The sequence below is a fragment of the Thiomicrospira sp. S5 genome, assembly GCF_003991075.1.
Taxonomy (GTDB): Bacteria; Pseudomonadota; Gammaproteobacteria; order Thiomicrospirales; family Thiomicrospiraceae; genus Hydrogenovibrio; species Hydrogenovibrio thermophilus.
Window position 1 is genome coordinate 1717029 of the sequence record NZ_CP014470.1, and the last position, 25733, is coordinate 1742761.

General features: G+C 49.8%; 23 protein-coding genes. 10 read left to right on the forward strand and 13 right to left on the reverse strand.

Features of this window, described 5'->3' with window-relative positions; genetic code table 11:
- Positions 1 to 87: 87 nt before the first annotated feature.
- Positions 88 to 363: a cupin domain-containing protein gene (locus AYJ59_RS07860; protein ID WP_029937945.1), complete on the forward strand. Its 276-nt coding sequence runs from the start codon at positions 88 to 90 to the stop codon at positions 361 to 363.
- A 119-nt stretch (positions 364 to 482) separates the two neighbouring features.
- Here the strand turns inward: AYJ59_RS07860 and AYJ59_RS07865 are convergent, their stop codons facing one another.
- Positions 483 to 2402 carry a SurA N-terminal domain-containing protein gene (locus AYJ59_RS07865; protein WP_127119784.1) on the reverse strand — a complete coding sequence of 640 codons (1920 nt, stop codon included), beginning with the start codon at positions 2400 to 2402 and terminating at the stop codon, positions 483 to 485.
- 152 nt (positions 2403 to 2554) lie between these two features.
- Between AYJ59_RS07865 and AYJ59_RS07870 the strand changes: the two genes are divergently transcribed.
- Positions 2555 to 2911 (forward strand): response regulator, encoded by a 357-nt coding sequence (locus AYJ59_RS07870; protein WP_029937943.1) that lies wholly within the window; start codon positions 2555 to 2557, stop codon positions 2909 to 2911.
- 160 nt (positions 2912 to 3071) lie between these two features.
- Here AYJ59_RS07870 and AYJ59_RS07875 read toward each other — a convergent pair whose 3' ends face one another.
- The 11 genes from AYJ59_RS07875 to tsaE all read right to left on the reverse strand — a co-directional run bounded on the left by AYJ59_RS07875 (position 3072) and on the right by tsaE (position 15294).
- Positions 3072 to 4397, reverse strand: a complete 1326-nt coding sequence (locus AYJ59_RS07875) for an adenylosuccinate synthase (RefSeq protein ID WP_127119785.1) — start codon at positions 4395 to 4397, stop codon at positions 3072 to 3074.
- A gap of 48 nt (positions 4398 to 4445) precedes the next feature.
- On the reverse strand, positions 4446 to 5615 hold the full coding sequence (locus AYJ59_RS07880) for an ATP phosphoribosyltransferase regulatory subunit (RefSeq protein WP_127119786.1): 1170 nt from the start codon (positions 5613 to 5615) through the stop codon (positions 4446 to 4448).
- Between the two features lie 10 nt (positions 5616 to 5625).
- Positions 5626 to 5811, reverse strand: coding sequence for a DUF2065 domain-containing protein (locus AYJ59_RS07885; RefSeq protein WP_029937940.1), 186 nt, complete (start codon positions 5809 to 5811; stop codon positions 5626 to 5628).
- Positions 5812 to 5915: 104 nt separating this feature from the next.
- Entirely contained in the window at positions 5916 to 6770 is an 855-nt protein-coding gene (hflC, locus tag AYJ59_RS07890) for a protease modulator HflC (protein WP_029937939.1), read from the reverse strand.
- Position 6771: 1 nt separating this feature from the next.
- Entirely contained in the window at positions 6772 to 8001 is a 1230-nt protein-coding gene (hflK, locus tag AYJ59_RS07895) for an FtsH protease activity modulator HflK (RefSeq protein WP_029937938.1), read from the reverse strand.
- Between the two features lie 145 nt (positions 8002 to 8146).
- Entirely contained in the window at positions 8147 to 9451 is a 1305-nt protein-coding gene (hflX, locus tag AYJ59_RS07900) for a ribosome rescue GTPase HflX (protein WP_127119787.1), read from the reverse strand.
- A gap of 154 nt (positions 9452 to 9605) precedes the next feature.
- Positions 9606 to 9878, reverse strand: a complete 273-nt coding sequence (gene hfq / locus AYJ59_RS07905; protein ID WP_029937936.1) for an RNA chaperone Hfq — start codon at positions 9876 to 9878, stop codon at positions 9606 to 9608.
- Between the two features lie 150 nt (positions 9879 to 10028).
- The gene (miaA, locus tag AYJ59_RS07910) at positions 10029 to 11012 is read right to left on the reverse strand and encodes a tRNA (adenosine(37)-N6)-dimethylallyltransferase MiaA (RefSeq protein ID WP_443080232.1); all 984 of its coding nucleotides are present in this window, start codon (positions 11010 to 11012) and stop codon (positions 10029 to 10031) included.
- Positions 11013 to 11025: 13 nt separating this feature from the next.
- Entirely contained in the window at positions 11026 to 12900 is a 1875-nt protein-coding gene (gene mutL / locus AYJ59_RS07915; RefSeq protein ID WP_127119788.1) for a DNA mismatch repair endonuclease MutL, read from the reverse strand.
- Positions 12901 to 13170: 270 nt separating this feature from the next.
- A complete protein-coding gene (locus tag AYJ59_RS07920; protein ID WP_237260298.1) occupies positions 13171 to 14679 on the reverse strand; it encodes an N-acetylmuramoyl-L-alanine amidase in 1509 nt (502 codons plus the stop codon).
- Between the two features lie 126 nt (positions 14680 to 14805).
- Positions 14806 to 15294: a tRNA (adenosine(37)-N6)-threonylcarbamoyltransferase complex ATPase subunit type 1 TsaE gene (gene tsaE / locus AYJ59_RS07925; RefSeq protein WP_237260299.1), complete on the reverse strand. Its 489-nt coding sequence runs from the start codon at positions 15292 to 15294 to the stop codon at positions 14806 to 14808.
- A 130-nt stretch (positions 15295 to 15424) separates the two neighbouring features.
- On the opposite strand from tsaE, the gene queG reads away from it, so the two are divergent.
- Positions 15425 to 16612, forward strand: coding sequence for a tRNA epoxyqueuosine(34) reductase QueG (gene queG, locus AYJ59_RS07930; RefSeq protein ID WP_127119791.1), 1188 nt, complete (start codon positions 15425 to 15427; stop codon positions 16610 to 16612).
- Between the two features lie 82 nt (positions 16613 to 16694).
- Entirely contained in the window at positions 16695 to 18971 is a 2277-nt protein-coding gene (locus AYJ59_RS07935; RefSeq protein ID WP_127119792.1) for a bifunctional diguanylate cyclase/phosphodiesterase, read from the forward strand.
- 24 nt (positions 18972 to 18995) lie between these two features.
- On the opposite strand, the gene AYJ59_RS07940 is transcribed toward AYJ59_RS07935, so the two are convergent.
- On the reverse strand, positions 18996 to 20354 hold the full coding sequence (locus AYJ59_RS07940; RefSeq protein ID WP_127119793.1) for an anti-phage deoxyguanosine triphosphatase: 1359 nt from the start codon (positions 20352 to 20354) through the stop codon (positions 18996 to 18998).
- A 269-nt stretch (positions 20355 to 20623) separates the two neighbouring features.
- On the opposite strand from AYJ59_RS07940, the gene AYJ59_RS07945 reads away from it, so the two are divergent.
- The 6 genes from AYJ59_RS07945 (at position 20624) to AYJ59_RS07970 (ending at position 25524) form a co-directional block, all read left to right on the forward strand.
- Complete coding sequence (locus AYJ59_RS07945) at positions 20624 to 20821, forward strand: hypothetical protein (protein WP_029937927.1); 198 nt, start codon at positions 20624 to 20626, stop codon at positions 20819 to 20821.
- A 29-nt stretch (positions 20822 to 20850) separates the two neighbouring features.
- Positions 20851 to 21399, forward strand: a complete 549-nt coding sequence (locus AYJ59_RS07950) for a hypothetical protein (protein WP_029937926.1) — start codon at positions 20851 to 20853, stop codon at positions 21397 to 21399.
- Positions 21400 to 21491: 92 nt separating this feature from the next.
- A complete protein-coding gene (locus AYJ59_RS07955) occupies positions 21492 to 22172 on the forward strand; it encodes a YoaK family protein (RefSeq protein WP_237260300.1) in 681 nt (226 codons plus the stop codon).
- Between the two features lie 132 nt (positions 22173 to 22304).
- On the forward strand, positions 22305 to 22931 hold the full coding sequence (trhA, locus tag AYJ59_RS07960; protein WP_029937924.1) for a PAQR family membrane homeostasis protein TrhA: 627 nt from the start codon (positions 22305 to 22307) through the stop codon (positions 22929 to 22931).
- A gap of 115 nt (positions 22932 to 23046) precedes the next feature.
- Positions 23047 to 24762, forward strand: coding sequence for a proline--tRNA ligase (locus tag AYJ59_RS07965; RefSeq protein WP_127119794.1), 1716 nt, complete (start codon positions 23047 to 23049; stop codon positions 24760 to 24762).
- A gap of 132 nt (positions 24763 to 24894) precedes the next feature.
- Positions 24895 to 25524: a LysE family translocator gene (locus tag AYJ59_RS07970; protein WP_127119795.1), complete on the forward strand. Its 630-nt coding sequence runs from the start codon at positions 24895 to 24897 to the stop codon at positions 25522 to 25524.
- The last annotated feature ends 209 nt before the right edge of the window (positions 25525 to 25733 follow it).

The window sequence follows — 25733 nt, forward strand, 5'->3', positions numbered from 1 at the left end:
AAGCACTTCGAACGTTAGTCAAACGAAAGGCGATGCGCAGCGACTGCCGTCGCCATTTTCAAACCCCGTCCTAGATTGGAGGACCGCATGAACGACGTTACCATCGAATCCAACCCGTCACAGGAAAAGCTCGACCTGATGGGGGTCATGCAATGGCCGATATGGGAGAAGGAAGTGTCCAACTTCCCTTGGCATTATGATGAGCGCGAAATCTGTTACTTACTGGAAGGCGAAGTCACTGTCACCACCGAAAACGGTACCCAATACCACATCAAAACCGGTGATTTGGTGACCTTCCGCCGTGGCTTGAACTGCTACTGGGCGGTTGAAAAGCCGGTGAGAAAACATTATCAATTCGGCTGAAAACATTTCGGCTCCAAATAAAAAAGCGCCTAAACGGCGCTTTTTTATTATCGCTTTGATTCCTTCTTAAAAAACGCCCAGGCCTGGGCGTTTTTCAGAAACGATTCGATTTATCGAACTTAAAGCCCAGCCGGCTTAATGGTTTTGTAGTTCGACATCTTTTCAATTTTCGCGGCATCCATCATGGTCTGAATACGCGCGTCAACTTCCGATGTGGCCGACAAGTTGATTAACGCCTCTTTCAACTGAGCTTTAATCGCTTCGTCTTCCGGCAAGGTGCCTTCTTCCACGCGCAAGACTTCAATGACCACCGAATCACCGGTCGGCAATTGATAAGTGGTATAACTTGGTGCTTCACCGCTCGGTTTCGGCGCCTTGAAAATGGCTTGCGTCAGCTGCGGCAAAACGCGACGGTTTTCACGCTCCAACCAACCGACCGGCGTAAACTCAACGCCCTCCTTAACCAAATCCTGCATCTTGGAATCGCCTTTTTGCAATTTAGCCAACAATTCACCCGCTAAATCCGCCGACGCGTTCACCGCCGCTTCGCGCTTCAGAATGCGCACGATGTCCGCTTTGACTTCGTCCAAAGACTGCTGTTTGGCAGGCATGCTTTCATCCACGCGCACCACCACCGATTCGGTTGGCGACAACTCAATCGCGGCACTGTTCAATCCGGATTTTTTCACATCTTCGGAAAAGGCCGCCGCCATGACTTTGGCATTGGACGTCACTTCATCCCCGCCACCGCTTCTTGGAATCGGGTCGGTCGTTTGTACTTCCAAACCGACCACTTCCGCCGCCGGTACCAGTGAATCGGCTTGTTCATAGGCAACGGTATTCAACTGTTCCAACTGCTCGAAATACTGTTTTTCGGCTTGCTGATTGCGGTACATGTCGTCCACTTCGTCTTTTACTTCCGCATACGGCAGTACTTTTTTCGGTTGAATTTTCGTCAATTTGATCAGGTGATAACCGAAATCGGTTTTCACCGGCTCGCTGACTTCGCCGACTTTCATGGTGAACACGGCTTCGTCGAATTCCGGTACCATCATGCCTTGTTGGAACAAGCCCAAATCACCACCCATGGCCGCCGAACCGGGATCGTCCGAATACTCTTTCGCCAAGGCCGCAAAGTCGTCACCATTCGCCAATTTCGCCTGAATGTCCTGGATTTCTTTCAAGGCCGCCGCATCGTCGGTTTCTTCATCGATTTTCACCAGAATGTGACTCGCTTGACGTTTTTCCGGATCGGTAAACTGGTCCTTGTTGTTCTCATAGAACTGTTTCAAAGTTTTATCGTCAACACTCACTTGCTTCGCCAGTTCTTCTTGCGACAACAACACATAACTCAATTTGACCATTTCCGGGGTCACAAAGTCTTCTTTATGCTGTTCATAGTAAGCTTGAATCGCATCATCCGGCACGGTCGCCGTTTCAATGAACGGACGCTGGTCCACACGCAGATAATTCACGTCACGCTTTTGGAACTGCAGGGCGGCCAATTGTTTTACCTGGTCATCGGTCACAATCGCCGAGGCCGCCGTCAACTGACGGTTTTGGTTTTCAATCAGATACTGACGCTGTTCGTATTCGAAACGTGCCACGTTCAAGCCGTTGCGCATCAAAATATCTTTATACAGCGCATCATCGAATTGGCCGTCTTTCTGGAACACCGGAGCCGACTGAATCGTCATCGCCAACTGCTGATCGGAAATCACCATATCGTGTGCATCGGCCCATTGACGCACCACTTCGGATTCAATCAAGGCATCCATCACCTGGTCACGCAAATCTTCGTCATTGACGACCTGGTCGTAAAGCTCGCCAAACTGATTTTTAAGGCGTGATTGCTGGCGGGCATAAAGCGTTAAGAATTCCGTTGCGGTAATGTCTTCGCCATTGACTTCGGCGACCACCACCGTCTTGTCACCTTGGGCATATTGATCGATGCCGAACAGGGCGAACGTAATGATGATTAAACCGACAATCGTCCAGGCAATCCAGCCTTGTGCATGCTCTCTAATGCTTTGTAACATCTTGTTCCGATACCTTAAAAAGTAAAAAAAATTATTGTAACAATCTCTGTTAGGCCTTTCAGATAATTTTTAGGAAAAAACCCTTATTTCTGTGATAAAGTTAAACGGTTTCAATCGAAAATAAAACCTAAAATAAACCTAAAGTAACCCTCATGAAAAAAGTCCTGTATATCGACGACGCCTCTTCCATGCGTAAACTGGTCGACATGGTTCTCGGAAAAGAATTTGACCTCACCATTGCCGAAGACGGCCAGCAAGGACTCGACGCGTTGAAAAAAGAGCAATTCGACGTCATCCTTTCCGACATCAACATGCCGGTCATGTCCGGTTTGGCGTTTTTGGAAGCGGCGCGAAAGCTTGAAAACTACCGTTTTACGCCGATTTTAATGATGACCACCGAAGCCAGTCAGGAAATGAAAGAACAAGGCCGTGCCTTGGGCGCCACTGGCTGGATTGTCAAACCCTTTAACCCGGAAACCCTACCGGGCGTCATCCGTAAAGTTCTTTAAGCTGGTTTCCTGAAAACCACCAGGCCTGGTGGTTTTGCGATCTTGCCAGTACTCAAACCTAACGACTCCGTTTTGGACCGTTGAACCAATAAACCTGAAAACAACGCCCATAAAAAAACCGCCGTTGGCGGTTTTTTTAACGTCAATCAAAGCAGGATACTTATTCCTCTGCGAATGGGTCTTGCAACACCAGGGTTTCACTACGATCCGGCCCGGTCGATAAAATCGACACCGGCACACCCATTTCTTTTTCCAGAAAACGGATATAAACCTTGGCTTCTTCCGGCAAGGCCTCCCAGCTCGCAATCCCAACGGTTGAGGTATTCCAGCCTTTTAACGTTTCATAATGCGGCTTCACCAATTCGTACTCATCCGCGCTGGACGGTGGCAAGAAAATGTCTTCGCCGTCTTTGATGTATTTCGTACAGACCTTGATTTCGTCCAACTCGTCCAACACATCCAGTTTCGTCAAGCACACGCCGGTCAAGCCGTTGATTTGAGCGGAACGACGCAAGGCCACCGCATCGAACCAACCACAACGACGTTGACGTCCGGTGGTCGCGCCAAATTCACGTCCACGAGTCCCCAGTTCTTTACCGACCGGGTCACCTTCATCCGTCGCACAATCGTAAGTCAATTCGGTCGGGAAAGGCCCACCGCCAACACGCGTGGCATAAGCCTTGGTGATCCCCAGCACATAATCCAGTTGGCAAGGCCCGATACCGCTACCGGAAGCCGCGCCGCCCGCCGTAGTGTTGGAAGATGTCACATACGGATAGGTGCCCTGATCAATGTCCAACAACGTCCCCTGCGCCCCTTCAAACATCAGGTTTTTACCGGCACGGTTGTACTGATCGATCAGGTTCGGAATATCCGCCAACATCGGAACAATCAAATCGGCATACGCCTGACATTTATCCCACAAAGCGTCGAACGAAACCGGTTCTACCTGATAGTAATTTTCCAGCATGTAGTTGTGGTAAGCCAAAGTGCCTTCCAGCTTTTGCTTGAACTGGGCCATATCACGCAAATCACCCGCACGCAGGCCGCGACGGGCGACTTTATCTTCATACGCTGGCCCGATTCCACGGCCGGTGGTACCAATTGCCTTATTGCCGCGCGCCAGTTCTCTGGCTTGATCGAGTGCGACGTGGTAATCCAGAATCAAAGGGCAAGCATCACTGATTTTCAGACGGCTTTTAACTCGTAAGCCGGTCGCTTCCAGTTGCGTAACTTCCTTTTCCAAGGCTTCCGGAGCCAGTACCACACCATTTCCGATAAAGCATTCCACCTCTTCTCTCAAAATGCCGGATGGAATCAAATGCAGTACGGTTTTCTGGCCATCGATGACCAGCGTGTGCCCGGCATTGTGACCGCCTTGAAAGCGTACAACAGCCGCAACGCGGTCTGTCAAGAGGTCAACAATCTTGCCTTTTCCTTCATCGCCCCACTGAGTTCCTACGACGACAATATTTTTTTTAGCCATTTTTTTCTCTTTATAACGAATGAATTACGGTCACCTGCCCTGGCAGGATTACTTAACGGAGATTGTCCAGGTGCCAGACGTTTGCGCCAAATAAGAAGCGCCACTCGGCAATTCTGAAAAATCATAAAAACGTTTAACGATGGTGTGCTTCGCTTTCAAACCGTCGATTTCAGCCAATAGGTCGGCATCGTATGCGTTTGGGGCATAGACGACATCCTTTTTCATCGACATCGGTTGATCCAACAGATCCAACACGCCACGCAGATCCAGGCTGAAACCGGTCGCCGGTTTATCGACACCGAATTCAGAACCAATACCGTCGTAACGGCCACCACGAGCTAATTGATACATCTTGCGACCAGCCGCATAACAACTGAAAATCATCCCGGTGTGATATTGATAACCCCGGATATCGGCCAAATCGACATGAATGGTCAAATTACCAAACGCGGTGAAATGTGCCAAAACGGCTTTGAAGTGGGTTAAATGGGCGGCCATATCCTCCGACACATCGGCCAACACATCCATTTTCGCCATCACATCCTCGGCACTGCCGCACATGGACAACAATGCTTTGAAGGCATCCGTCAAAGCCGGCGACAAGGAAAAAGAGGCAACAAAATCGTCGTATTCCGGAATTGACTTACGCAACAGAATATCCACCATGGTTTCCTGTTGGCTTGCACTCAACCCGACTTGATTCATCAGGGTATCCACCACCGAAACGTGTCCCAGACTGAGGGTCAAATCGTTCAAACCAATACCGTTTAACGACGACACCATCAACTCGATGACCTCGATATCGCTTTCCACACCGGAGTGACCGAACAATTCCGCACCGACTTCAATCGGGCTACGGGAACCTTTTGCTCGGTTATTTCGGGTTTTCAGAACTTCCCCAACGTAACACAGACGTTGAATGCCTTTTTGCTTGATACGATTCGTGGCGATACGGGCGACTTGCGGCGTCATATCGGCACGAACCCCCATCATCTTACCGCTTTCCTGATCGGTAAAACGGCAGGTGTCCACAGCCAGGTGTCGACCTTTCCCGGTCAACAGCGAATCCGTAAATTCCGCAATCGGCGGCAGTACCAAATCGTATCCGGACAGTTCGAAACCATCCAATAATTGACGGCGATAGTACTCGAGCTTTTTTGCCTCGTCCGGCAATAAATCTTCGAGCCCATCCGGCGTAAACCAAATATTTTGTTGCATCACAGTCTTCTTACGTAAAAATAAATAATAAAATCATGCCGATGGAAATGCTGATCAAGCCCATCCACCTTAGCTTCTTGTCATCCAGCTGTATCAACTCCGCCATCGTGCTTCGCCAAACACGGGGAAACACAAACGGTAATAGCCCTTCAATGACGAATACCAGCGCTATCGCGCTGAGCAGTGCCTCAAACATGAAACCGCTCCCATCTTCCCGAAACCGACTGTCGAGAAGGCATAAAAAAGGTGGTCTGAACCACCTTTATGTCACATCAAATTGTTTTGGGTTCAACCATTCGATTATTTCTGCTGGTTGAAGAATTTGAAGAAATCGGATTTCGGATCCACCACCATCATGTCCATCTTGTTGTTGAAGGACTGCTGATAGGCATTCAGGCTTTGATAGAATGCGTAGAAATCCGGATCCTTGGAATAAGCTTTCGCATAAATATCGGCGGCAGTTCCATCCCCTTCACCGCGCACTTTTTCAGCATCACGGTAAGCATCCGCCAAAATAATCGTTCTTTGACGATCGGCATCGGCTCGAATACGCTCGGCCGCTTCAGAACCTTGCGAACGCAAGTCTTTCGCCACACGGTTACGTTCGGCTTCCATACGTTGATACACCGAATCACTGACGTCTTGCGGCAAGTCGACCCGTTTGATCTTAACGTCAACAATGTCGATACCAAAGTTACTGACCGATTCACCGGTGTTCGCTTGGATTTCTTTCACAATCACGCGACGGTCCTGAGAAATCACTTCCTGAACGGTACGGCTCCCGAATTCGGCACGCAAGCCATCTTTGATGATTTGCGCCAAACGCAAATTCGCCAAACGGATATCACCGTTCATGGCAGTATAGAACTTCTTGGCATCACTGATACGCCACTCAACAAACGAATCCACCAATAGGTTTTTCTTTTCACTCGTCAAGTAACGCTCCGGCTCAGCATCCAATGTCTGCAAACGGGCGTCAAACAAACGCACGTTGTTGACGAAAGGTGTTTTGAAATGCAACCCAGGCTTCAAGTTATCATCGACGATTTCACCGAAACGGAAAACCAGTGCGGTTTGACCTTGCTGGACGGTAAACAAGGCATTACTGCCAATAAACAGGACAGCCGCGATAAAAATAGTAATAACGGATTTCATCTTAGCGAAGCTCCCTTGTTCTCAAGTAGTCACGAATGTTGTTTTGCGACGGGTTCCGGTTAGAAGCCGAACCGCTGTTGCTGCTACTGGACGAACCAGTGCCCGATTGAGACGACACATCGTCCGGTACTTTGAACGGTACATTATTGCCTTGGCCGGACATCATCTTATCCAACGGTAAGTACAATAAATTGGTGCCACTGTCGGCCGCGACGAAGACTTTCGAAGTCGAACTGAACACGTTAGTGATGGCATCCAGATACAAACGCTCACGCGTCACGCGCGGCGCTTTTTTGTATTCCGCCATAATGCTTTCGAAACGGCTGGCCTGACCAGTAGCACGTGCGATGACTTCATCATGATAAGCACGGGCTTCTTCGATTTGACGAGCGGCTTGACCACGCGCTTTCGGCAAAATGTCATTTGAATAAGCTTCCGCTTCGTTGATCAAACGCTCTCTGTCTTCTCGCGCCTTGACCACATCCGCGAACGCGGACTGAACCTGTTCAGGTGGCTGGGCATCCTGCAAGTTCAAGGAGGTAATCACTAAGCCAGTGTTGTAGGCATCCAAATTTTCCTGCGTTAACGCGCGGACTTTGGACACCACTTCATCCCGCCCTTCGGTCAATACGAAGTCCATGGTATTTCGGCCGACAATTTCTCTCAGCGCACTTTCGGTCAAATCACGCATGGTGATATCCGGTGCGGCGACGTCGAACAGATATTTTTTCGCGTCACTGACTTTGTACTGAACGGCGATACGAATGTCGACGATGTTCTCGTCTTTGGTCAGCATCAAGGCTTCGGATGGCACACTGCCGTTGCGGTTGCGGCTGTCGGAACGGTAACCGATTTCAGCCGTACGAATACGATCCACATTCACCAAGGTGACGGTTTCGATCGGCCAAGGCAAGTGCCAGTGCAGACCGGCCGTGGTTTCATGAGTGTAGGCCCCAAAACGTTTGACCACCCCTCTTTCAGGAGAGTCGACCGTATAGATGCCGCTCAATAACCAAAGCGCAATCAATACGATGACAATCAAACCGGTTCCTTTGGCGCCACCGAACTTATCGCCCGTGCCGCCTAAAAATTCCTGGGCTTTTTTTAAGGCTTCCTTCAAGTCCGGATCCTGGTTCGATCCATTCGGTTTTCTTGAATTATTAGGACGGTTGTTGTTCCCCGAGTTGCCCCATGGGTCTTGTCCAGGTTTTCCCGGCTCATTCCACGCCATTATTTTCTCCAGAAAATTGAAAATCAGTGCGTCATTTTAAATTTTATCGAACGAAATGTCATCAATTAATCCCCTTGGCTTCGGGATTAATTTATTTAATTGGACATGGTTTTTGAATCCATGCATTGAAAAGCGGACAAAGCCGTCAGTTTTTCGACGATATCACTTGATATTCGAGGATTTCATCCCACTTTTGAATCTGCTCGGACTCCATCTCGGTCAAGGACATCTTGAAGACGCTGTTACCGGCCTCATCGAACCCTTCTTCCAAAATGGTGCCCAAGGTATACAGCTCGGAACGGCGTTTGCCCGCCTTGACATCCAACACCAGGCGAACCGTCAGAAATCGCCCGCGGAAATAAGCCGCGACGGCGTCCATCATCAACTCGATACCGGATTTCTCCCGGGCGGAAATCCAAACCCGCTCCGGCAAGCCTTCGTCGTTGAGATCGACATGCGGCGCCACCACCGGTTCCAAGCGATCGATTTTATTGAACACCAGTAACTGCGGCACTTCTTCAGCACCGACTTCTTTAATGACCTCGGCCACATCCGCCATTTTTTCGGCGCGGTGCGGATCGGCGGCATCCACCAAGTGAATCAGCAAATCGGCTTCGCTGGTTTCTTCCAAGGTGGAGCGAAACGCTGCCACCAAGTCATGCGGAATGTGCCGGATGAACCCGACCGTGTCCGCAAAAATAACCGGACCGGCACCCGGCAGGTGCACCTTACGCAGAGTGGAATCCAATGTTGCAAACAAACGGTCTTCGGCATACACACCGGCTTGCGTCATCTGGTTGAACAAGGTCGATTTTCCGGCATTGGTGTAGCCGATAATGGTCACAGTCGGTAAATCCGATTTCTGACGCGAACGGCGCCCCAGATTTCGCTGCTGACGCACCTTTTCAATCCGGGCTTCGAGCTGTTTGATTTTGCCTTGCACCAAACGCCGGTCGGTTTCCAACTGGGTTTCCCCCGGACCGCGCGCGCCAATACCGCCTTGACGGTCCAAGTGACTCCAGCCTTTGACCAACCGGGTCGACATACGTTTGAGTTGTGCCAATTCAACCTGCAACTTCCCTTCATGCGACCGGGCGCGTTGCGCGAAAATATCCAGAATCAAACCGACCCGGTCCAATACCTGACAATCAAGAAATTGGCTTAAATTGCGTTCCTGAGCCGGGCTCAACGCATGATTGACAATCACCACATCCGCTTCGTGCATTTCCACCGCGAGCTTAATTTCCTCGGCTTTGCCTTTGCCGATAAAAAATTTCGGGTCGGGCGACTGGCGCTTGGTGGTAATCAATTCCTTGACTTCGGCACCGGCGGAATCCACCAGTTCATAAAACTCTTCCAGCACTTCACGATCGGATTCATGATAAAAATCCACATGTACCAGTATCGCTTTTTCCAGTACTTTCTGTTCGAGTTTTCCAAATAATTCCATGCGTTAACAGACTGCTTTCAAGCACGCTTGAGGTGTGTAGAGGTGATGATCAAAAAAGGTTCGAAGTGTATCCGTGAAAAACCTGACTATCCGAACGGCATCCGGTTTTTCACGACAATATTGGACAGGCTCCGCAATGGAGCCTTGTTCGATCTTACTCGGCCGGCTTCGCTTCGGAAGCGTCCGACGTATCAAATTCATAAGCCTTAGGGTCTCTCGCCGGCACGATAGTCGAAATCGCGTGCTTATAAACCATTTGCGTCACATTGCTGCGCAACAGCACAACAAATTGATCGAAAGAATCGACACGGCCTTGCAGCTTCACACCGTTTACAAGATAAATCGCCACATTGATTTTTTCTTTTCTCAGCGCGTTTAAGTATGGATCTTGTATTGGTAAAGCCTTAGCCACTTTTTTTGTCTCCATGATTATTTCCTATTTTTGTATGAAGCTATGTTCTTATAGTGTTACGAATCATTCGCCGGATTCGCTCTTCAGCGGCCTAAAATGATAACGCCCTTGTGTATTCGTTACCGCCCCTGAAAGAATCAGATAATAACATAAACACTTTTCAATTTAAGCATTTTTATCACATCTAGCCAAGTACTCTAAAACCTCCTCCACACTTTTGTCAAGATTTGTGTGGTAAGGGTCAATGACGTGTAAATCCGTCTCTTTGCGCAGCCAGGTAATCTGCCGTTTGGCGAGCTGTCGAGTGGCGACAATGCTCTTTTCCACAAAAGTTTCATAATCGTAGGTTTGTTCGAAAAACAACCAGGCCTGGCGATAACCGACACTGCGTATCGCCGGCAGATCACCGTGTAAACCGGGTTGCGAAAAAACGGTTTCGGCTTCCTTCAAGAAACCATCGTTCAGCATGGCATGAAACCGTTCCTCAATCTGCTGATGCAACTGCCCCCGGTCTTCCGGCAACAAAGCCACCTTGACCAACTTGAAAGCCGTCAAACCCGCCCCTTGTCCTTCCTTTTGCAATTCGGTCAATGGCCGCCCAGTCATTTCATAGACTTCCAGCGCACGCACCAGCCGCTGCGGATCATTCGGATGAATGCGCTCGGCCGCTTCCGGGTCCACCGCTTTCAAGCGGTCGTGCACGGCTTGTGCATCTTCCAGCCAGGCCTGGTGAATTTCAGCACGCAGGGCTTCATCGGCCGAAGGCAGTTGCGCCATGCCTTTTTGCAGCGCGTTGAAATACATCATGGTACCGCCCACCAACATCGGCAACCGCCCCCGTTCAAAAATTTCCGCCACCAAGCGATGCACATCTTCCACAAAGTCGGCGGCGGAATAACTTTCACTGGGGTCGAGAATATCGATCAGGTGATGCGGCACTTTGGCCAACTCCTCGGCGGACGGTTTGGCCGTACCGATGTCCATGCCACGGTAAATCAATGCGGAATCCACACTGATTATTTCCACCGGCAAACGCTCGGCCAAGGCCATCGACAAACGGCTTTTGCCGGACGCCGTCGGCCCCATAATCGCCAAACAGCATTTTTGCTCGATTAATCGCTCGACATTCAAGGCCGGCACCATCGACATCATGTCACTCACCCTACTGTCCCCTCATAAACAAAGCATCGAGTTGTTCCATCGACAACTGCACCCAGGTCGGTCGGCCGTGGTTACACTGCGCGGAACTCTCCGTGGCTTCCATATCGCGCAACAAGGCATTCATTTCATCCACCGTCAAATGACGGTTGGCGCGCACCGAACCGTGACACGCCATGGTGCTGAGAATCTGATTGATTTTTTCTTCCACCAGCCGGGTTTCACCCGCCACCGCCAAGTCGGCAATCATGTCGTTGACCAAATGGGCCACATCCGATTTCGCCAATAACGTCGGCACACGGGTCAATTTCAATTGTTCCGGTCCAAACGGCTCGGCCTCGAAACCGAGTTTGTCCAATTCATCACGGTACTCGTCCCAGATGGCGATTTGCGAGGTTTCCAAGCTCACCACGATGGGCACCAGCAAGGGTTGTGACACCAATCGGTCCTGTGTCCATTGCTGCTTCATGCGCTCGTACACTATGCGCTCATGCGCGGCGTGCATGTCTACCAACACCAAACCTTGTTCGTTTTCCGCCAAAATGAACACGCCATGAATTTGCGCCTTGGCATACCCCAACGGGTGCTGCTGCTGGGTCGCCGATCGAGCCGAGTCGATTTGCGCACTCGACTCGGCTTGCGCCGCTTGAAATTGACGAATCAATTGCTCGCCCGGTTCCATGGCATAGGCCGGCACCGGCTCGTTCACCCCGTAAACATTCTCGTTTGACGTGTCACGGGTTTGAAATTGCATCGCCGCCTGATAAGCCGATTCGTTTGGCGTTGTCGCTTCAAAACGACCCGATGCTATCCCAACCTTGCCGACCGGAGCGGCCGCCTCGGCATGACCGCCCGACACGCCCACCGGGCGCGTCACGGCTTCCCGAACCGAACGGCGCAGAAAGTCATACACCCAGCGACCATTGGCAAAACGCACTTCATACTTGGCCGGGTGCACATTCACGTCCACCAGTTCGTGCGGAATCTCCAAAAACAACACATACGCCGGGTGCCGACCGTGATACAACACATCGGCATAGGCCTGCTTGACGGCATAAGACAGCAAACGATCCCGCACGATGCGGCCGTTGACGAACACGTATTGCATGTCGGTTTGACTGCGGTTAAACGTGGCTTGGGCCGCCCAACCCGACAAACGAATGTCCTGCGCTTCAAACTCCAGCGCCAGACTCTGTTCCACAAAAGGGCCTCCCATCAGTTGTTTTAAGCGCTGGACCAAAGCCGTTTCGTCCGATGCGGCCTGCACATGGCGCACCACTTTCTGGTTGTGTGTCAATTTAATGGTAACGTCCGGACGGCTTAGCATCACCCGCTTGACCAATTGTTCAATGTGCATAAACTCGGTGCGCGCGGCGCGCAGGAATTTCTTACGGGCCGGCGTGTTGAAGAACAAATCCTGCACATCCACTTGCGTGCCCTGCGGGTGCGCCACCGGTACCGGTTCCGACCAATTGCCTTCGCCCTCACCACGCAATTGCCAGGCGGCTTCTTCCTCCTTGAAACGGCTGGTCAACGTCAACCGCGACACGGAACCGATACTCGCCAAAGCCTCGCCGCGAAAGCCCAGTGTCGCCACAGCGGTCAAATCCTTGGCGGTTTGAATTTTACTTGTGGCATGGCGGCTCACCGCCAACTGCAATTGCGATTGTCGGATGCCGGCACCATTGTCCGACACCACGATGCGCTTTTCGCCCCCTTCTTCAATCTGAATATCGATTTGAGTTGCGCCCGAATCGAGCGCGTTTTCCAGCAGCTCCTTGACAACGGAAGCGGGTCTTTCCACCACTTCCCCAGCGGCGATTTGGTCGGCGAGATGTGAGGGCAATAAAGCAATGTCTTGCGGTTTGTTTTGCGGCATGAAAATTCTTAGTCGGTTTGTTTATGAAAGCGTTGTAATCGATATCCGATATCTAAATCCGGTTCATGGATTCGGACGGTTTTATGCTCGTCATTATAGCGATTTATGCGGGGATTATCAGCGGGGTTTTGAAAGCGAAAAAAGCCGGTTTGCAAAGCCCAAAAACGACCAGGCCTGGTAAAAAAATGCCAAGCTCCCTGAGAAGGGCCTGGCGAACGTGATATTACGTGATATTCAAAAAATGAATGTGGGTTGATTAAAATACGGTGTTTACAAGGAAGCAATCACATCCTCGGAAACCGGGATACGCAGTTTTTTGCCAACGTATAGGCGGTCCGCTTTTTGGATGTTGTTGATTTTTTTCAGCTTGTAAGTGGAAATATTGTAGTTTTCGGCAATTTCAGACAAGGTATCCCCTTTCTGCACACGGTAGTGAACGTAAAGCTGCTCACCCCAGCGAGGTTTGGTGGCGTTGCGTTTCACAAAACGATCCAGCCCGCTGACGATGGAGCGCGCCATTTGTGTTTGGAAACGATCCGAATTCAATTTTCTCGCTTCACCCGGGTTCGAGATGAACGCCGTTTCAATCAACAGCGATGGCATATCGATGGATTTCAAGACCGCGAAGTTAGCGGACTGAACCGATTTTTTATGCAAATGGACGTTTTTCCCCATTTCACCCAGAATCACTTGCCCCAGTTTACGGCTGGCACGGATGTTCGCGGAACGTGTCAGATCGGACAGGACGAAAGCCACATCGGCGTCACGCCCTTTCAACTTCACATCCTGCAAGGAAGCGTTTTCGGATTTCGCCAAAATACGCGCCATCACACTGCTGGCACCCGTTGTGGATAAAATATAAACTGAACCGCCACGGGCTTTCGGATTCGGGAAAGCATCGGCGTGCAGCGACAAGAAAATGTCGGCGTCTTTCTGGTGAGCGATGCGAACACGTTTATGCAATGGGATGAACACATCCTTTTCACGCGTCAAGACCGCACGCATGCCAGGTTTGGCATCAATGTATTTTTTCAGTTTTTTCGCCAATCGCAACACCACGTCTTTTTCGCGAAGGTTGTTGTGACCGATGGCACCGGTGTCTTTACCGCCGTGTCCGGCATCGATGGCGACGACTAATTCTTTATTTTGCGGCGCAAAAATGTCACTGTCCTTATTCAACAGGCTTTGCGTCTGGGCATTGGTAGACATTTCTTTTTTCGCCGGCGTGACCTTGGCCACTTTCACCGTAGCTTTTTTCACCGTTTTCGGGGTTTCTTTTTGAGCGACTTTTTTCACCGCTTTTTCAGGCACTTTTTTGACAGCGACTTTCGTTACTGGCGTTGGTTTGGCTTTCGGCGCGGCTTTCTCAACTTTAGCGATGGTTTTAACCGGCTTGGATTCCGCTTTGGCTTTTTTCGCCAATACCGTCGATTGTTTGACGTTAGTCACGTCGATGACCACTCGCTCGGCACCGCGCTTGTTTTTTGCCAATGTGAAATAACGATAATCAAAGTCGTCGCGCAAATCCAATACCACACGAGTGCGCTTGGACTGGTTTTTGACGCGCGCCCCTTTGATGCGCGCGTCGAGGAATTTCATTTTCGAGAAGGTCAGTTGGTTATCCGCTTTGTAGAAATCGACCACAATACGGGCCGGGTTCTTCAACTCGGTGATTTCAAAACGGTGGTTTTTCTTGATTTCAAAGACCACACGGGTTTTATCGGTACCTTGACCCAAACGCATTTTGGTCAAGGACGCCGCCCAAGCGGTGGATGACATAACAATAACCATAACGACAACAAGCGCCGTAATGGTGTTTCTCAGGATGTTGGAGCTATTTTTTCTGATCATGGCACTACCCACTGTATTTTGTATTTTAAATATCACGTGACTAGTCATAATCAATTACCGTGCCAATTTTTTCGTCAGTTTTCTGACAAACGCTTCAAAAGCCGGTTTTATAGGGGTTATGGAGACTTTGCGTCCGGTATCTTCCGGAGCCAATTCAATGCGTAAATCCGCTTCCGGCAGAATTCCGGCGCCTTTGGACGGCCACTCTACCAAGGCGATAAACGGCGGCGTCATCAAGTCGCGAATCGCTAAAAATTCAAGCTCTTCCGGGTCGCATAAGCGATACAGGTCGAAATGCAGGATCGGGCCGTGTTCGGTCGGATAGGTTTCCACCAGCGTATAGGTCGGGCTTTTCACTTTTTGGTTCGGCAGAAAACATTGGATAAATGCTCGGGAAAAAAACGATTTGCCGGCGCCCAAATCGCCTTGCAGATAAACCACCAGGCCTGGCTGAAATGCGGATTCGTCACGACACAGCTGTGCACAGGCTTCGGCAAAGGCCTGAGTGGCAGCTTCATCCGCTAAATGCCATTCACATTTCACGGAAGTTCCGTCGTTTTTGCTAGAATGTGTCTCTGAATGAACCATTGGCAACCCCAATCCTGACTGTGACCGACCTTGGCGAACGGAAAGGATGTTTTATTAAACAATCGATGCGAGACCATTCTTCAAGATGCCGGAAGCGCCATTATACCAACTTGCCGAGAAGATTAAACACTGGGGCCAGGCGCTCGGCTTTGCCGACGTCGGCATCACCGATACGGATCTGTCTGCGTACGAAGCCGATTATTTCAATTGGTTGGGCGAGCATTACCACGGCGACATGGAATATATGGCGCGCCACGGCACCAAACGCACCCGCCCCGCCGAACTCGAACCCGGCACGGTCAGCGTCATCAGTGTGCGTTTGAATTATTTCGATCCGGACGCCCACTCCCCGGTCGAGCAATTGCAAGCCAACGGCCAGGCGTACGTTTCCCGCTATGCGCTGCACAAGGATTACCACAAGCTGATGCGCAAACGCTTGCAGCAGCTCGCCGCAAAAATTGAAGCCGAACTGGTGGAAAAAGCCGAATCGTTCCACTACCGGGCTTTTGTCGATTCGGCCCCGGTGTTGGAGCGCCCGCTGGCGGAGAAAGCAGGCCTGGGCTTTATCGGTAAAAACAGTCTGATTATTCATCCCCGCGCCGGTTCCTGGTTTTTCCTGGGCGAGCTTTACACCAACCTGCCGCTGCCGAGCGACCCGCCATTCGACAAACAAGGCTGCGGGCCTTGCACCGCCTGCATCGACGAATGCCCGACACAGGCCATCGTCGATAACGCCGTGGTGGATGCTCGCCGCTGCATTTCCTATTTAACCATCGAATACAAAGGTGTCATCGCCCCCGAGTTGCGTGAAAAAATGGGGAACCGTATTTACGGCTGTGACGACTGTCAACTGGTCTGCCCTTGGAATAAATTCACCGAAGCCACCGAAGAAACCGCTTTCAAGCCTAAACACGCGCTGGACTCTGCCAGTTTATTGGAACTGCTCGACTGGAACGAAGCCGAGTTCTTGAAGCATTTTGAAGGCTCGCCAATACGCCGAATCGGTTTTGAACAATGGCAACGCAACCTATGCGTCGCACTGGGCAATGCCCTGGAAGATAGCGACCTCAGCCGACGCATTGTACAAACGCTGGAAACCCTTTCGACCGATTCTGAGCTGGTTTTGGAGCACCGTGACTGGGCCCTGCAACGTCAAAAAGACGCCCTAAGCCTCTCCGGCAAAACGGCCAGGCCGTTATACCCTTTAGGAGGTGGCCGTTTTTCGAAACCATTGAAACCCGCCGTGGCGAAGAAGTACTATCTTCCAAAATAAGCCTTCAAGCTTCTTCCGATTCCTTTTTTTCTAAAAATCCAATAAGATAGATTCAAACCATTGACCGAAGGTTCCAGTATTCATGAAGCGTCTAAACTCTAATATATGGAGGCTTTTCTACCTGATACTCATCGCCAGTGTGGCCGTCTTCATCTCTTTGTCGGTTACCAAATACAACAGCATGAAAACCGAACTTTCCCGCGAACTCTCTGCGGACACCAGTTTGCTCAACCACATCATGCAAAGTACCTTGGTCGAAAACGAACTGCTGCTTGATTTGCTCGGTGCACAATTACTTCAAAACAACACCTATCAGGATCTGACAAAAACTCAACAACTGTTCGACAAAATGCTTTCGGCCAAACCTATTTTGGCGGGCTTTATCCTAGCCTCACCGCAAGGCGATATAATGGCCGCCACTTCCAACCTTAATATCCATGACATTTCCAATCTTTTGGAAAATGACATCACGCACGACTCATTCCAAAAAGCATTAAAAAGTCAAAAAATGATTCTCGGACGCACTTATTATACCCCCGCACTTAATACTTGGATTTTACCAATGCGCAAGGCACTGCATGATGATAGCGGAAAAATCATCGCCGTCATCACCACAGCTTTAAAAGTGGATGAAACCAACTTCCTCAACAATTTTCGTCTGGAAGAGTTCCGCCATGCCGATATCATCAGCGACTTGAACTATTACCGCCTGCTCGTGACTGGCATTTCGAAAAGCGATTATGACAAGTTCTATATGCACCCTCTGTCAAACAGATTACTGACAGACTTAAGACGCAAATACCGTGAACTCTATGGTTTAACGCTGGAAGAAATGAAACACTACTCAACCCCTTTCGCGTTCGATCTGGACTCAAAAGTTTTCAACAACAACATGTTAGGCAGCGTGGTCTATAACCAACGCTACGACCTTTGGGTCACCCTGTTCCAACCAATCAAAACCCTTATGCCCGAATTCAGTCGGGTAATGATGACTTACAGCACTTTTTTCCTGATTGCAATCATCATTACCTTCGCGCTGTTCCGAACCATCGCCAACTACGAAGAACGCACTCGCACCCGACTGCTGCATCAGGCCACGCATGATCCGCTCACCAATTTGCCCAACCGCTATTATCTGGACACCGAACTCAAACACCAACTGGAAAAAAACCCACACCATGAATACAGTTTGATGTTTCTCGACCTGGATAACTTCAAAAACATCAACGACAATTTCGGACACGAAACCGGCGATACTGTGTTGACCGAAGTATCGAAACGTTTCAAAGCCCTCTTGCACAAAACAGACTCGGTAATTCGCTTCGGCGGTGATGAATTCGTTATCATCGTGCATTCCACATCGAACGACGTATCAACACTGGCCCACAGCTTCATTAAGTCGCTTTCTCTGCCATTTCACATTGACGACATGCGCTTCAACCTTGGGATGAGTATCGGCATCGCACAATACCCGCAAGACGGCGACACCCTCAAAACCATTCTCAGCCGGGCAGACATGGCGATGTATCATGCCAAAAAGCATAAAAATGCCGTGGCATTCTTTTCCGAAACCATGCGTCAAAATACCCTGCACAAGGTTCATCTGGAACACAAGCTCCGTCAGGCCATCAAATACAACGAAATTTACGTGGTCTATCAGCCCCAATTGGACCGAAACCAAAAACTGCACGGCGTGGAGGCGTTGGCACGCTGGAAAAATACCACGTTTGGTGAAATATCACCGGCCGAATTCATTCCGATTGCCGAAGAAATCGGCTATATGCCGGAACTCGGTCATTACATTCTCGACACAGCTTTGCGACGTATGGCCGAATTCCAAAAAAACCACAACGTACGCTTCCGCCTCTCGCTCAATGTCTCGGCCCGCCAATTCATGAGTCATCGGTTCTATCATGACCTGACGGACGCCATCGAAAAAAATGGTTATCCCGCCGACCTGCTCACCATTGAAGTGACCGAGTCCTTGTTCATTGAAGATTTTGAATACGTCCATGACTTGTTGATTCGATTGCAACGGCGTGGCATCTGGTTATCGCTCGACGACTTCGGAACCGGCTTCTCATCCTTAAGCCTGCTGCGAAAACTGCCCTTTGATGAATTGAAAATCGATAAGAGTTTTATTGATAACGTGCTGAACAAACAATCCGACCATGGCCTGGTGGAAAGTATTATCGAAATCGGTCAGAAATTGAACATGCGCACTCTGGCCGAAGGCGTGGAAACCCTCGAGCAGCTACAACAATTATGCGATTATGGATGTGAATTATTCCAAGGTTACCATTTCTCAAAACCATTGAAATATAAACAGCTTGAAGAATTTATTTCAAGCCATTCCTAGAATTAAACCCTAGCCTAATCCCTTCTAGATACGGTCGAAAATCGACCCTTGCGAGGCCGTAAAAAACTTCTCATACATACGCGATGCATAGGTGTTGGTCATTCCGGCGATGTAATCGGAAATCACCCTTTGACGATCCCGTTCCGATTCGGCGCGGTCGTATTTCATAAAGGTGTTTCGCGGCAACAAGGCCTGCGGATTGGCGCGTAAGGACTTGAACAAATCCAAGGTAATCAGCTGGCCTTTATACTCCATGCCTTTTACTTCCGGCAAAGTGATGACGTGGACATACACGAAGGTTTTCAACAATTCCAACACCGTCATTTCCGCTTCGCCCAGCTTGGCCTGATAACGCAACAGCGGATGTTCGAACACTTCGTTTTCATCGATATGGACACTTTCCACCATAATGCCGACCATTTTACTGATGGCATGCTTACGGTCTTTGGAACGCGGACTGAACAGACGCTCCGTCATCACTTCATCCCACAATGGGTAGCGTTTGAAGTCCGGGTGCTCCATGACTTCGGCCTCCCAAAGCTCACGGTTCACCATCCCCATCGCCACCGCGTCTTCCAAATCGTGAATGCCATAGGCGATATCATCGGCCAACTCCATAATGGTGGTATCCAGTGCCTTATATTGGGTTTTGTGGAACCCTTTATCATTCGGCTTCAATTGTGTGAACAATTCTTTATCGGAGTCGGAAAACAAATCCAGTACCCACTCGAACTGGGCTTTCTCTTCCAAAAACACACTGGCTTTCGGCGGGTACCAACGGCTCATGTCCAGCGTTCTAAAGTCAAACGCATCCGGTTCCTGCATTTGGCTTTGATAGGCTTCATTCAGCGCAATCACTTCGTCATAAATCGCCGGGTATTTCAGAACGCCGAGCGTGGCGCGGCGTGACAAATCGATTCCGTTTTTCGGCGTATATTCTCCCAGGCGTGCCAGAATGCGTAAGGTTTGGGCATTGCCCTCAAACCCTCCATGCATGCGCATCATATAGTTCAAGGCCACTTCACCGCCATGACCGTAAGGCGGGTGCCCCAAATCATGCGCCAAACAAATGGCTTCAATCAGATAAAACGATGGCAACCAATCCAAATAATCCTTGCCATCGCCGACCGTAATCAACTGTTCCACCAGGCCTGAGCCAATTTGCGCCACTTCCATCGAATGAGTCAAGCGCGTGCGATAGAAATCGGACTCGTTCAAACCGAAAATCTGGGTTTTGGCTTGCAAGCGCCGGAACGAGGCCGAGTGAATCACCCGCGCCCGGTCACGTTGATACACAATGCGCGCTTCGCGGGAAGCCTGATTTTCCAGAAAATCGGTATAACGTTGTGTCCAATCTTTTTCTTCTTGAAGCGCGCGGTGCATGCCAACTCCTATAAACTTTATAAATTCGATTAATGAAACGAAAGTGCCTTACAGATGCCGCTATCATACTGAAAACCGGGACAGACCTCTAATAAAACATCCGAAATCAATTAATTAAGGCCCATCCCACGAATTTCAGCCCTGACATTTCGACGCCTTTTCGGCATTCATCCATTTAGTTTGACTATAAGTAAAATCACTTGTGAAGCCTGAGGGATTTGATACACTTAAGCTTTCAAGTTCATTCCGTTATAAAGGGATTTTCCATTATGCGTACCCTGGTTTCACGTTTTATTCTGGCGTCATTATTTACCACAAGCCTGGTCATGCTCAACGGCTGCGAGAACGCCGAGTTGCGCGAGTGTAAAGAAAAAGCCAGCCAGCTTTGGGACAGCACCAAAGACAACCCGAAAGACAATAAAGCTTACTGGGATGCCATTGAACGTTGTAAAGAAAAATACGGTTAACCCCCAACACATCAACCGCTAATCCAAAAATGAAATCCTTTAGAACCCTGCTCATCTACACGGCGAGCATTTTTGCCATTTCGCTCGCCTATTACTTTTATGCTCGCAACAGTCTGCCACCACAACGGGAAGATGAAACCTTTCTCACGGAAATCGGTGAAGGCTTCGGAGAAGTCGCACTTTGGCTGCTCTTGTTCATCTATGCCCGCACCCTACTGAAACTGCTGTTCGAAAAAGGCTCGGTCGCCGACCGGATGGTGCCGAACATGCTTTACCAGCCGACACAGTCCCTGGTTCAAAAACTTTTGGTGCCCTTGAATCGCACCCATGTCTATGTCGGCGTCGCCACCTTGGCGGTGACCTTCTTGCACATTTTGCTGGTTGGATTCCATTTTGAAATCCTGCTGTTTCAAGTTGTGATGCTACTGCTGTTTTGGCAAGGCCTGTTTGGCTTTTTCCTGCGTTGGAAATTTTCACCTCGTCAATTGCGCCAGTTTTCCTATCTGGTACACGCCCAATTCCTCACCGGCATTATGATTGGTATTTTTTCTTACGTCGGCCATCAAATGCTGGATTAGCAAAATTCCACTCAATCCCTCTTTACAACTGGGGTTATAAGGCGTATTTTAGTTTTTTAGCTTTCACGCCTGACACACCAAAAGAGAACTACGTGCCTAATAACGCCACACACGATTACAGTGTTTCCAAGGTGTTTGCCATCGCCATCGGCATGGCCGCCATTGCCGGATTCATCAACAGCATCATGTTGATTGAATTCGGCCTGCCCGTCAGCCAAATGACGGGCATTGCCTCCCATTTAAGCGACAGCGGTTTTCACCTCGATTGGGAAGCCTTCATCATCAGCTTATCCATTTTATTGAGTTTCATTGTCGGGGCCTTTTTGTCCGGCTTCATTATCGGCCACAGCCAATACAAAGAAGATAAAAGTTACGGCACCGCTCTGTTTCTGAATGCCATCATCCTGACCATCGCCGCCTTGATGGCGTATTCGATCAACATCCTGGCCCTGATGTTCAGCGCCTTGGCTTGCGGCTTGCAAAACGCCATGGTCGCCAGCTATAAAGGCCTGCAAATCCGTACGACTCACGTCACCGGCATCACCACCGATATCGGAGTCTCCATCGCCCACCGCTTTCGAACGCACACCCGGTTCACCTGGCGAACCTGGTTGTTATTCGCCATCCTGCTGGGCTTTATCCTCGGCGGACTGATCGGCATTTTTACATTCCATTGGTTCGGGTATTTATCTTTGCTGTTGCCGGCCGCCTTAAACGGTCTTTTAGCTTGGATATACTTTCATTCCCTGTTCAGAAAAGCCATGACACGCTGAAAACCGAGTTTTCACCAGGCCTGGGCCTTTTGACACCTGTGTACACTGGCTTTCATGTATTTTTCATGATGAGATGAAATGTATTTTGATACACTGAATTAACATTTTTAATTTTAGGGTACGCTGAAACGCATGTATTATTCCGAAAAATTCAACAGCATCACCCACCTGGTCGGCGCGGTTTTCGCGCTGATGGGACTGGGCGCCTTGATCGCGGTGGGTATTTTGCAGAACGATGCCTTGCTGTTTATCGGCTTCCTGACATTCGGCCTCACACTGGTCATGCTTTACAGCTTCTCAACGCTGTATCACAGCTTCAAGCACCCGCTGCCGAAACGCATTTTTCAAAAACTGGACCACATTTCCATTTACCTGCTGATTGCCGGCACCTACACCCCTTTCACGCTGGTGACCTTAATCGACAGCAGCGGTTTATGGATTTTGATTATCGTCTGGTCGCTGGCCATTATCGGCATCCTGCTAGACCTGTTCATCAAAGAACGCATCGAATGGCTACAACTCGCCATTTACCTGATTATGGGGTGGATGGTCATGTTTGATTTCAGCCACTTAAAAGAAGCTTTGCCGACGGCCGGCCTATACTGGCTGGCGATTGGCGGCATCGCCTACACGGCCGGTATCATATTTTACATTCTCGACGACAAGAACCTGCTTCGCCACGCCCACGGCATCTGGCACTTGTTTGTACTGGCCGGTTCCGTCTGCCATTTCATCGCCGTCATCGGCTACATTCGTTAAGCGAATCCCGACCAGGCCTGGCGGGATTTTCGGTTTCCCCTTTCGCCATTCATGCTAGAATAGCCGCTTTGTTTATCCGATTAAAAATTCACCAAGAAGGGTTTGATTTCGCACCATGAAAACATCATCGCTTTTACTCGCCACCACCCGTGAAACCCCAGCCGATGCTGTGGTCATCAGCCACCAGCTCATGCTTCGTGCCGGCTTGATTCGACCGCTGGCCGGCGGTTTGTACACTTGGTTGCCGTTGGGTGTCCGTGTGTTGCGTAAAGTGGAAGCGATTGTGCGTGAAGAAATGAACCGTTCCGGCGCGCAGGAATTATTGATGCCTGTGGTTCAACCACTGGAGTTATGGGAAGAGTCCGGTCGTGCCGAAGATTACGGCCCGGAATTGCTGCGCTTCAAAGACCGCCACCAGCGTGACTTTGCGTTGGGGCCAACCCACGAAGAAATCATCACCGATTTGGTACGCAAGGAAATCCGCAGTTACAAGCAACTGCCCGCCAATTTTTACCAAATCCAGACCAAGTTCCGTGACGAAATTCGTCCACGCTTTGGGGTGATGCGCTCGCGTGAATTCATTATGAAAGACGCCTACTCTTTCCACATGAATCGCGACAGTCTGCAAACCACTTACGACGAAATGTACGATGCTTACAACCGTATCTTTTCACGCATCGGACTCGACTTCCGTCCGGTTCAGGCCGACACCGGTTCCATTGGCGGCGACGGCTCGCACGAATTCCACGTGCTGGCCGATTCCGGTGAAGACGACATCGCTTTTTCCACCGAGTCCGACTTCGCCGCCAACGTCGAACTGGCGGAAGCCTTGGAACCACGTGGAGAACGCCCGGCGCCGAGCGAAGACCTGACCAAAGTCGCCACGCCCGGCAAGCACAGCATTGAAGAAGTCTGTGATTTCTTACAGGTCAAGAAAAAGAAAGTCCTGAAAACCTTGATTGTCAAAGGCGCTACCGACGAGAATCCAGTCGTTGCATTGGTGGTGCGTGGCGACCATGAACTGAATGAAATCAAAGCCGAAAAACTGGCATTGGTCGCCGAACCGCTTGAAATGGCCAGCGACGCGGAGATTCTGGACGCCGTTGGTTGCAACGCCGGTTCCATTGGTCCGGTTGGCTTGAACATTCCGGTCATTGTCGACCGCACTGCGGCACACGCCGTGGACTTTATCTGCGGCGCCAACGAAGACGGCTTCCATTACACCGGCGCCAACTGGGATCGTAACGCTAACCCAACCCTGGTCGCCGACATCCGTAATGTCGTCAAAGGCGATCCAAGCCCATGCGGAAAAGGGAAAATCGAAATCCGCCGTGGCATTGAAGTCGGCCACATCTTCCAACTGGGCAACAAATATTCCAAAGCCCTCAACGCCACCGTGCTGAATGAAAACAGCCGTGCGCAAGTATTGGAAATGGGCTGTTACGGTATCGGCGTCACTCGCGTGGTCGCGGCCGCCATCGAACAAAACCACGATGACAAAGGCATTATCTGGCCGGAAGCCATTGCGCCTTTCCAGGTGTGTATTGTGCCAATGCAGATGCACAAGTCGCCCCGCGTGGCGGAAGCCGCCAATAAGCTCTATGACGAACTGACCGCCAAAGGCATCGAAGTGCTATTTGACGACCGCAGCGAACGCCCGGGCGTGATGTTCAACGACATGGAACTGATCGGCATTCCACACCGCATCGTCATCGGCGAACGCGGTTTGGACAACGGCATGATTGAATACAAACACCGCACCGATGAAAAAGCCCAAGATATCGCCGAAGCGGAGTTTATGGATTTCTTGCTCGCCAAGCTCAACGCTTAAGCCCAGTTCGGCCTTACGCCCATTCATAAAAACCACCAGGCCTGGTGGTTTTTTTGTTTTGACGATAAAAAATACATTCTTTGGCTTCAAAAGTCGTAAGATTAGGCTCTTAATTACACAGGCGTCGTAAAAGTGTCCATCGAACATTATTCCATCTTTTTCATCACCACTTTTTTGTTGATTTTGGTGCCCGGTCCATCCGCGATGACCGTTGCTTCACAAGGGGCATCACTGCAATCCAAAAAAGCATTTTTAGGTGTCTTAGGCATTGCCACAGCGGATTTGCTTTTCTTCGCACTGTCTGCGACGGGTATTTCCGCGTTGATTGTTGCGTCCAGCTTAATGTTTACCATCATCAAATGGCTAGGGGTGGCGTTTTTGGTTTACCTAGGCCTGACAGTCCTGTTCAGTAAAGGTTCGGCCATTCAATTTAGCCCAAAAAAAACCGACCACCACGCGCTTAAGCTCTTCAGCCAAGGATTGGTAATTCAGCTTGCCAACCCCAAAGCGTTAATGTATTTCACCGCTCTATTGCCACAATTCATCAACCCGAACGAACCGTTATTCATGCAATTGCTACTCATTGGGTTAACCTTTTTCTTTGCCGACACCTTTGTTTACAGCCTTTACAGTTTTATGGGTGCCCATATGGCAAGACGCAAACTGAAAGCCTGGGTGATTCAGCTAATCAATAAAGTAGCCGGCCTGACATTGATTTACACCGGCATCAAAATGGCTATGCTGGAAAACCGCAACCCTTGATTTACGACACAATCAGATCTTTTTAATACTTGGTTACGCATTACGCTAAAAACCGCCAGTCCTGGCGGTTTCCCGAAAAATTTCTTCCCTCCTCTTCACCGTTACAACAAAGTAACATATAATATTACAATTATATGACAAGCTACATAACTGCTATACTTTGTTAACATTTGAATTGCAATATATTTTCAAAGCATGGCAATTACGAA

Bases quoted from the DNA above. Each gene is read 5' to 3' on its own strand.
- AYJ59_RS07860 (WP_029937945.1), top strand. From the start codon at position 88: ATGAACGACGTTACCATCGAATCCAACCCGTCACAGGAAAAGCTCGAC.
- AYJ59_RS07865 (WP_127119784.1), bottom strand. From the start codon at position 2,402: ATGTTACAAAGCATTAGAGAGCATGCACAAGGCTGGATTGCCTGGACG.
- AYJ59_RS07870 (WP_029937943.1), top strand. From the start codon at position 2,555: ATGAAAAAAGTCCTGTATATCGACGACGCCTCTTCCATGCGTAAACTG.
- AYJ59_RS07875 (WP_127119785.1), bottom strand. From the start codon at position 4,397: ATGGCTAAAAAAAATATTGTCGTCGTAGGAACTCAGTGGGGCGATGAA.
- AYJ59_RS07880 (WP_127119786.1), bottom strand. From the start codon at position 5,615: ATGCAACAAAATATTTGGTTTACGCCGGATGGGCTCGAAGATTTATTG.
- AYJ59_RS07885 (WP_029937940.1), bottom strand. From the start codon at position 5,811: ATGTTTGAGGCACTGCTCAGCGCGATAGCGCTGGTATTCGTCATTGAA.
- hflC (WP_029937939.1), bottom strand. From the start codon at position 6,770: ATGAAATCCGTTATTACTATTTTTATCGCGGCTGTCCTGTTTATTGGC.
- hflK (WP_029937938.1), bottom strand. From the start codon at position 8,001: ATGGCGTGGAATGAGCCGGGAAAACCTGGACAAGACCCATGGGGCAAC.
- hflX (WP_127119787.1), bottom strand. From the start codon at position 9,451: ATGGAATTATTTGGAAAACTCGAACAGAAAGTACTGGAAAAAGCGATA.
- hfq (WP_029937936.1), bottom strand. From the start codon at position 9,878: ATGGAGACAAAAAAAGTGGCTAAGGCTTTACCAATACAAGATCCATAC.
- miaA (WP_443080232.1), bottom strand. From the start codon at position 11,012: ATGTCGATGGTGCCGGCCTTGAATGTCGAGCGATTAATCGAGCAAAAA.
- mutL (WP_127119788.1), bottom strand. From the start codon at position 12,900: ATGCCGCAAAACAAACCGCAAGACATTGCTTTATTGCCCTCACATCTC.
- AYJ59_RS07920 (WP_237260298.1), bottom strand. From the start codon at position 14,679: ATGTCATCCACCGCTTGGGCGGCGTCCTTGACCAAAATGCGTTTGGGT.
- queG (WP_127119791.1), top strand. From the start codon at position 15,425: ATGCCGGAAGCGCCATTATACCAACTTGCCGAGAAGATTAAACACTGG.
- AYJ59_RS07935 (WP_127119792.1), top strand. From the start codon at position 16,695: ATGAAGCGTCTAAACTCTAATATATGGAGGCTTTTCTACCTGATACTC.
- AYJ59_RS07940 (WP_127119793.1), bottom strand. From the start codon at position 20,354: ATGCACCGCGCGCTTCAAGAAGAAAAAGATTGGACACAACGTTATACC.
- AYJ59_RS07945 (WP_029937927.1), top strand. From the start codon at position 20,624: ATGCGTACCCTGGTTTCACGTTTTATTCTGGCGTCATTATTTACCACA.
- AYJ59_RS07950 (WP_029937926.1), top strand. From the start codon at position 20,851: ATGAAATCCTTTAGAACCCTGCTCATCTACACGGCGAGCATTTTTGCC.
- trhA (WP_029937924.1), top strand. From the start codon at position 22,305: ATGTATTATTCCGAAAAATTCAACAGCATCACCCACCTGGTCGGCGCG.
- AYJ59_RS07965 (WP_127119794.1), top strand. From the start codon at position 23,047: ATGAAAACATCATCGCTTTTACTCGCCACCACCCGTGAAACCCCAGCC.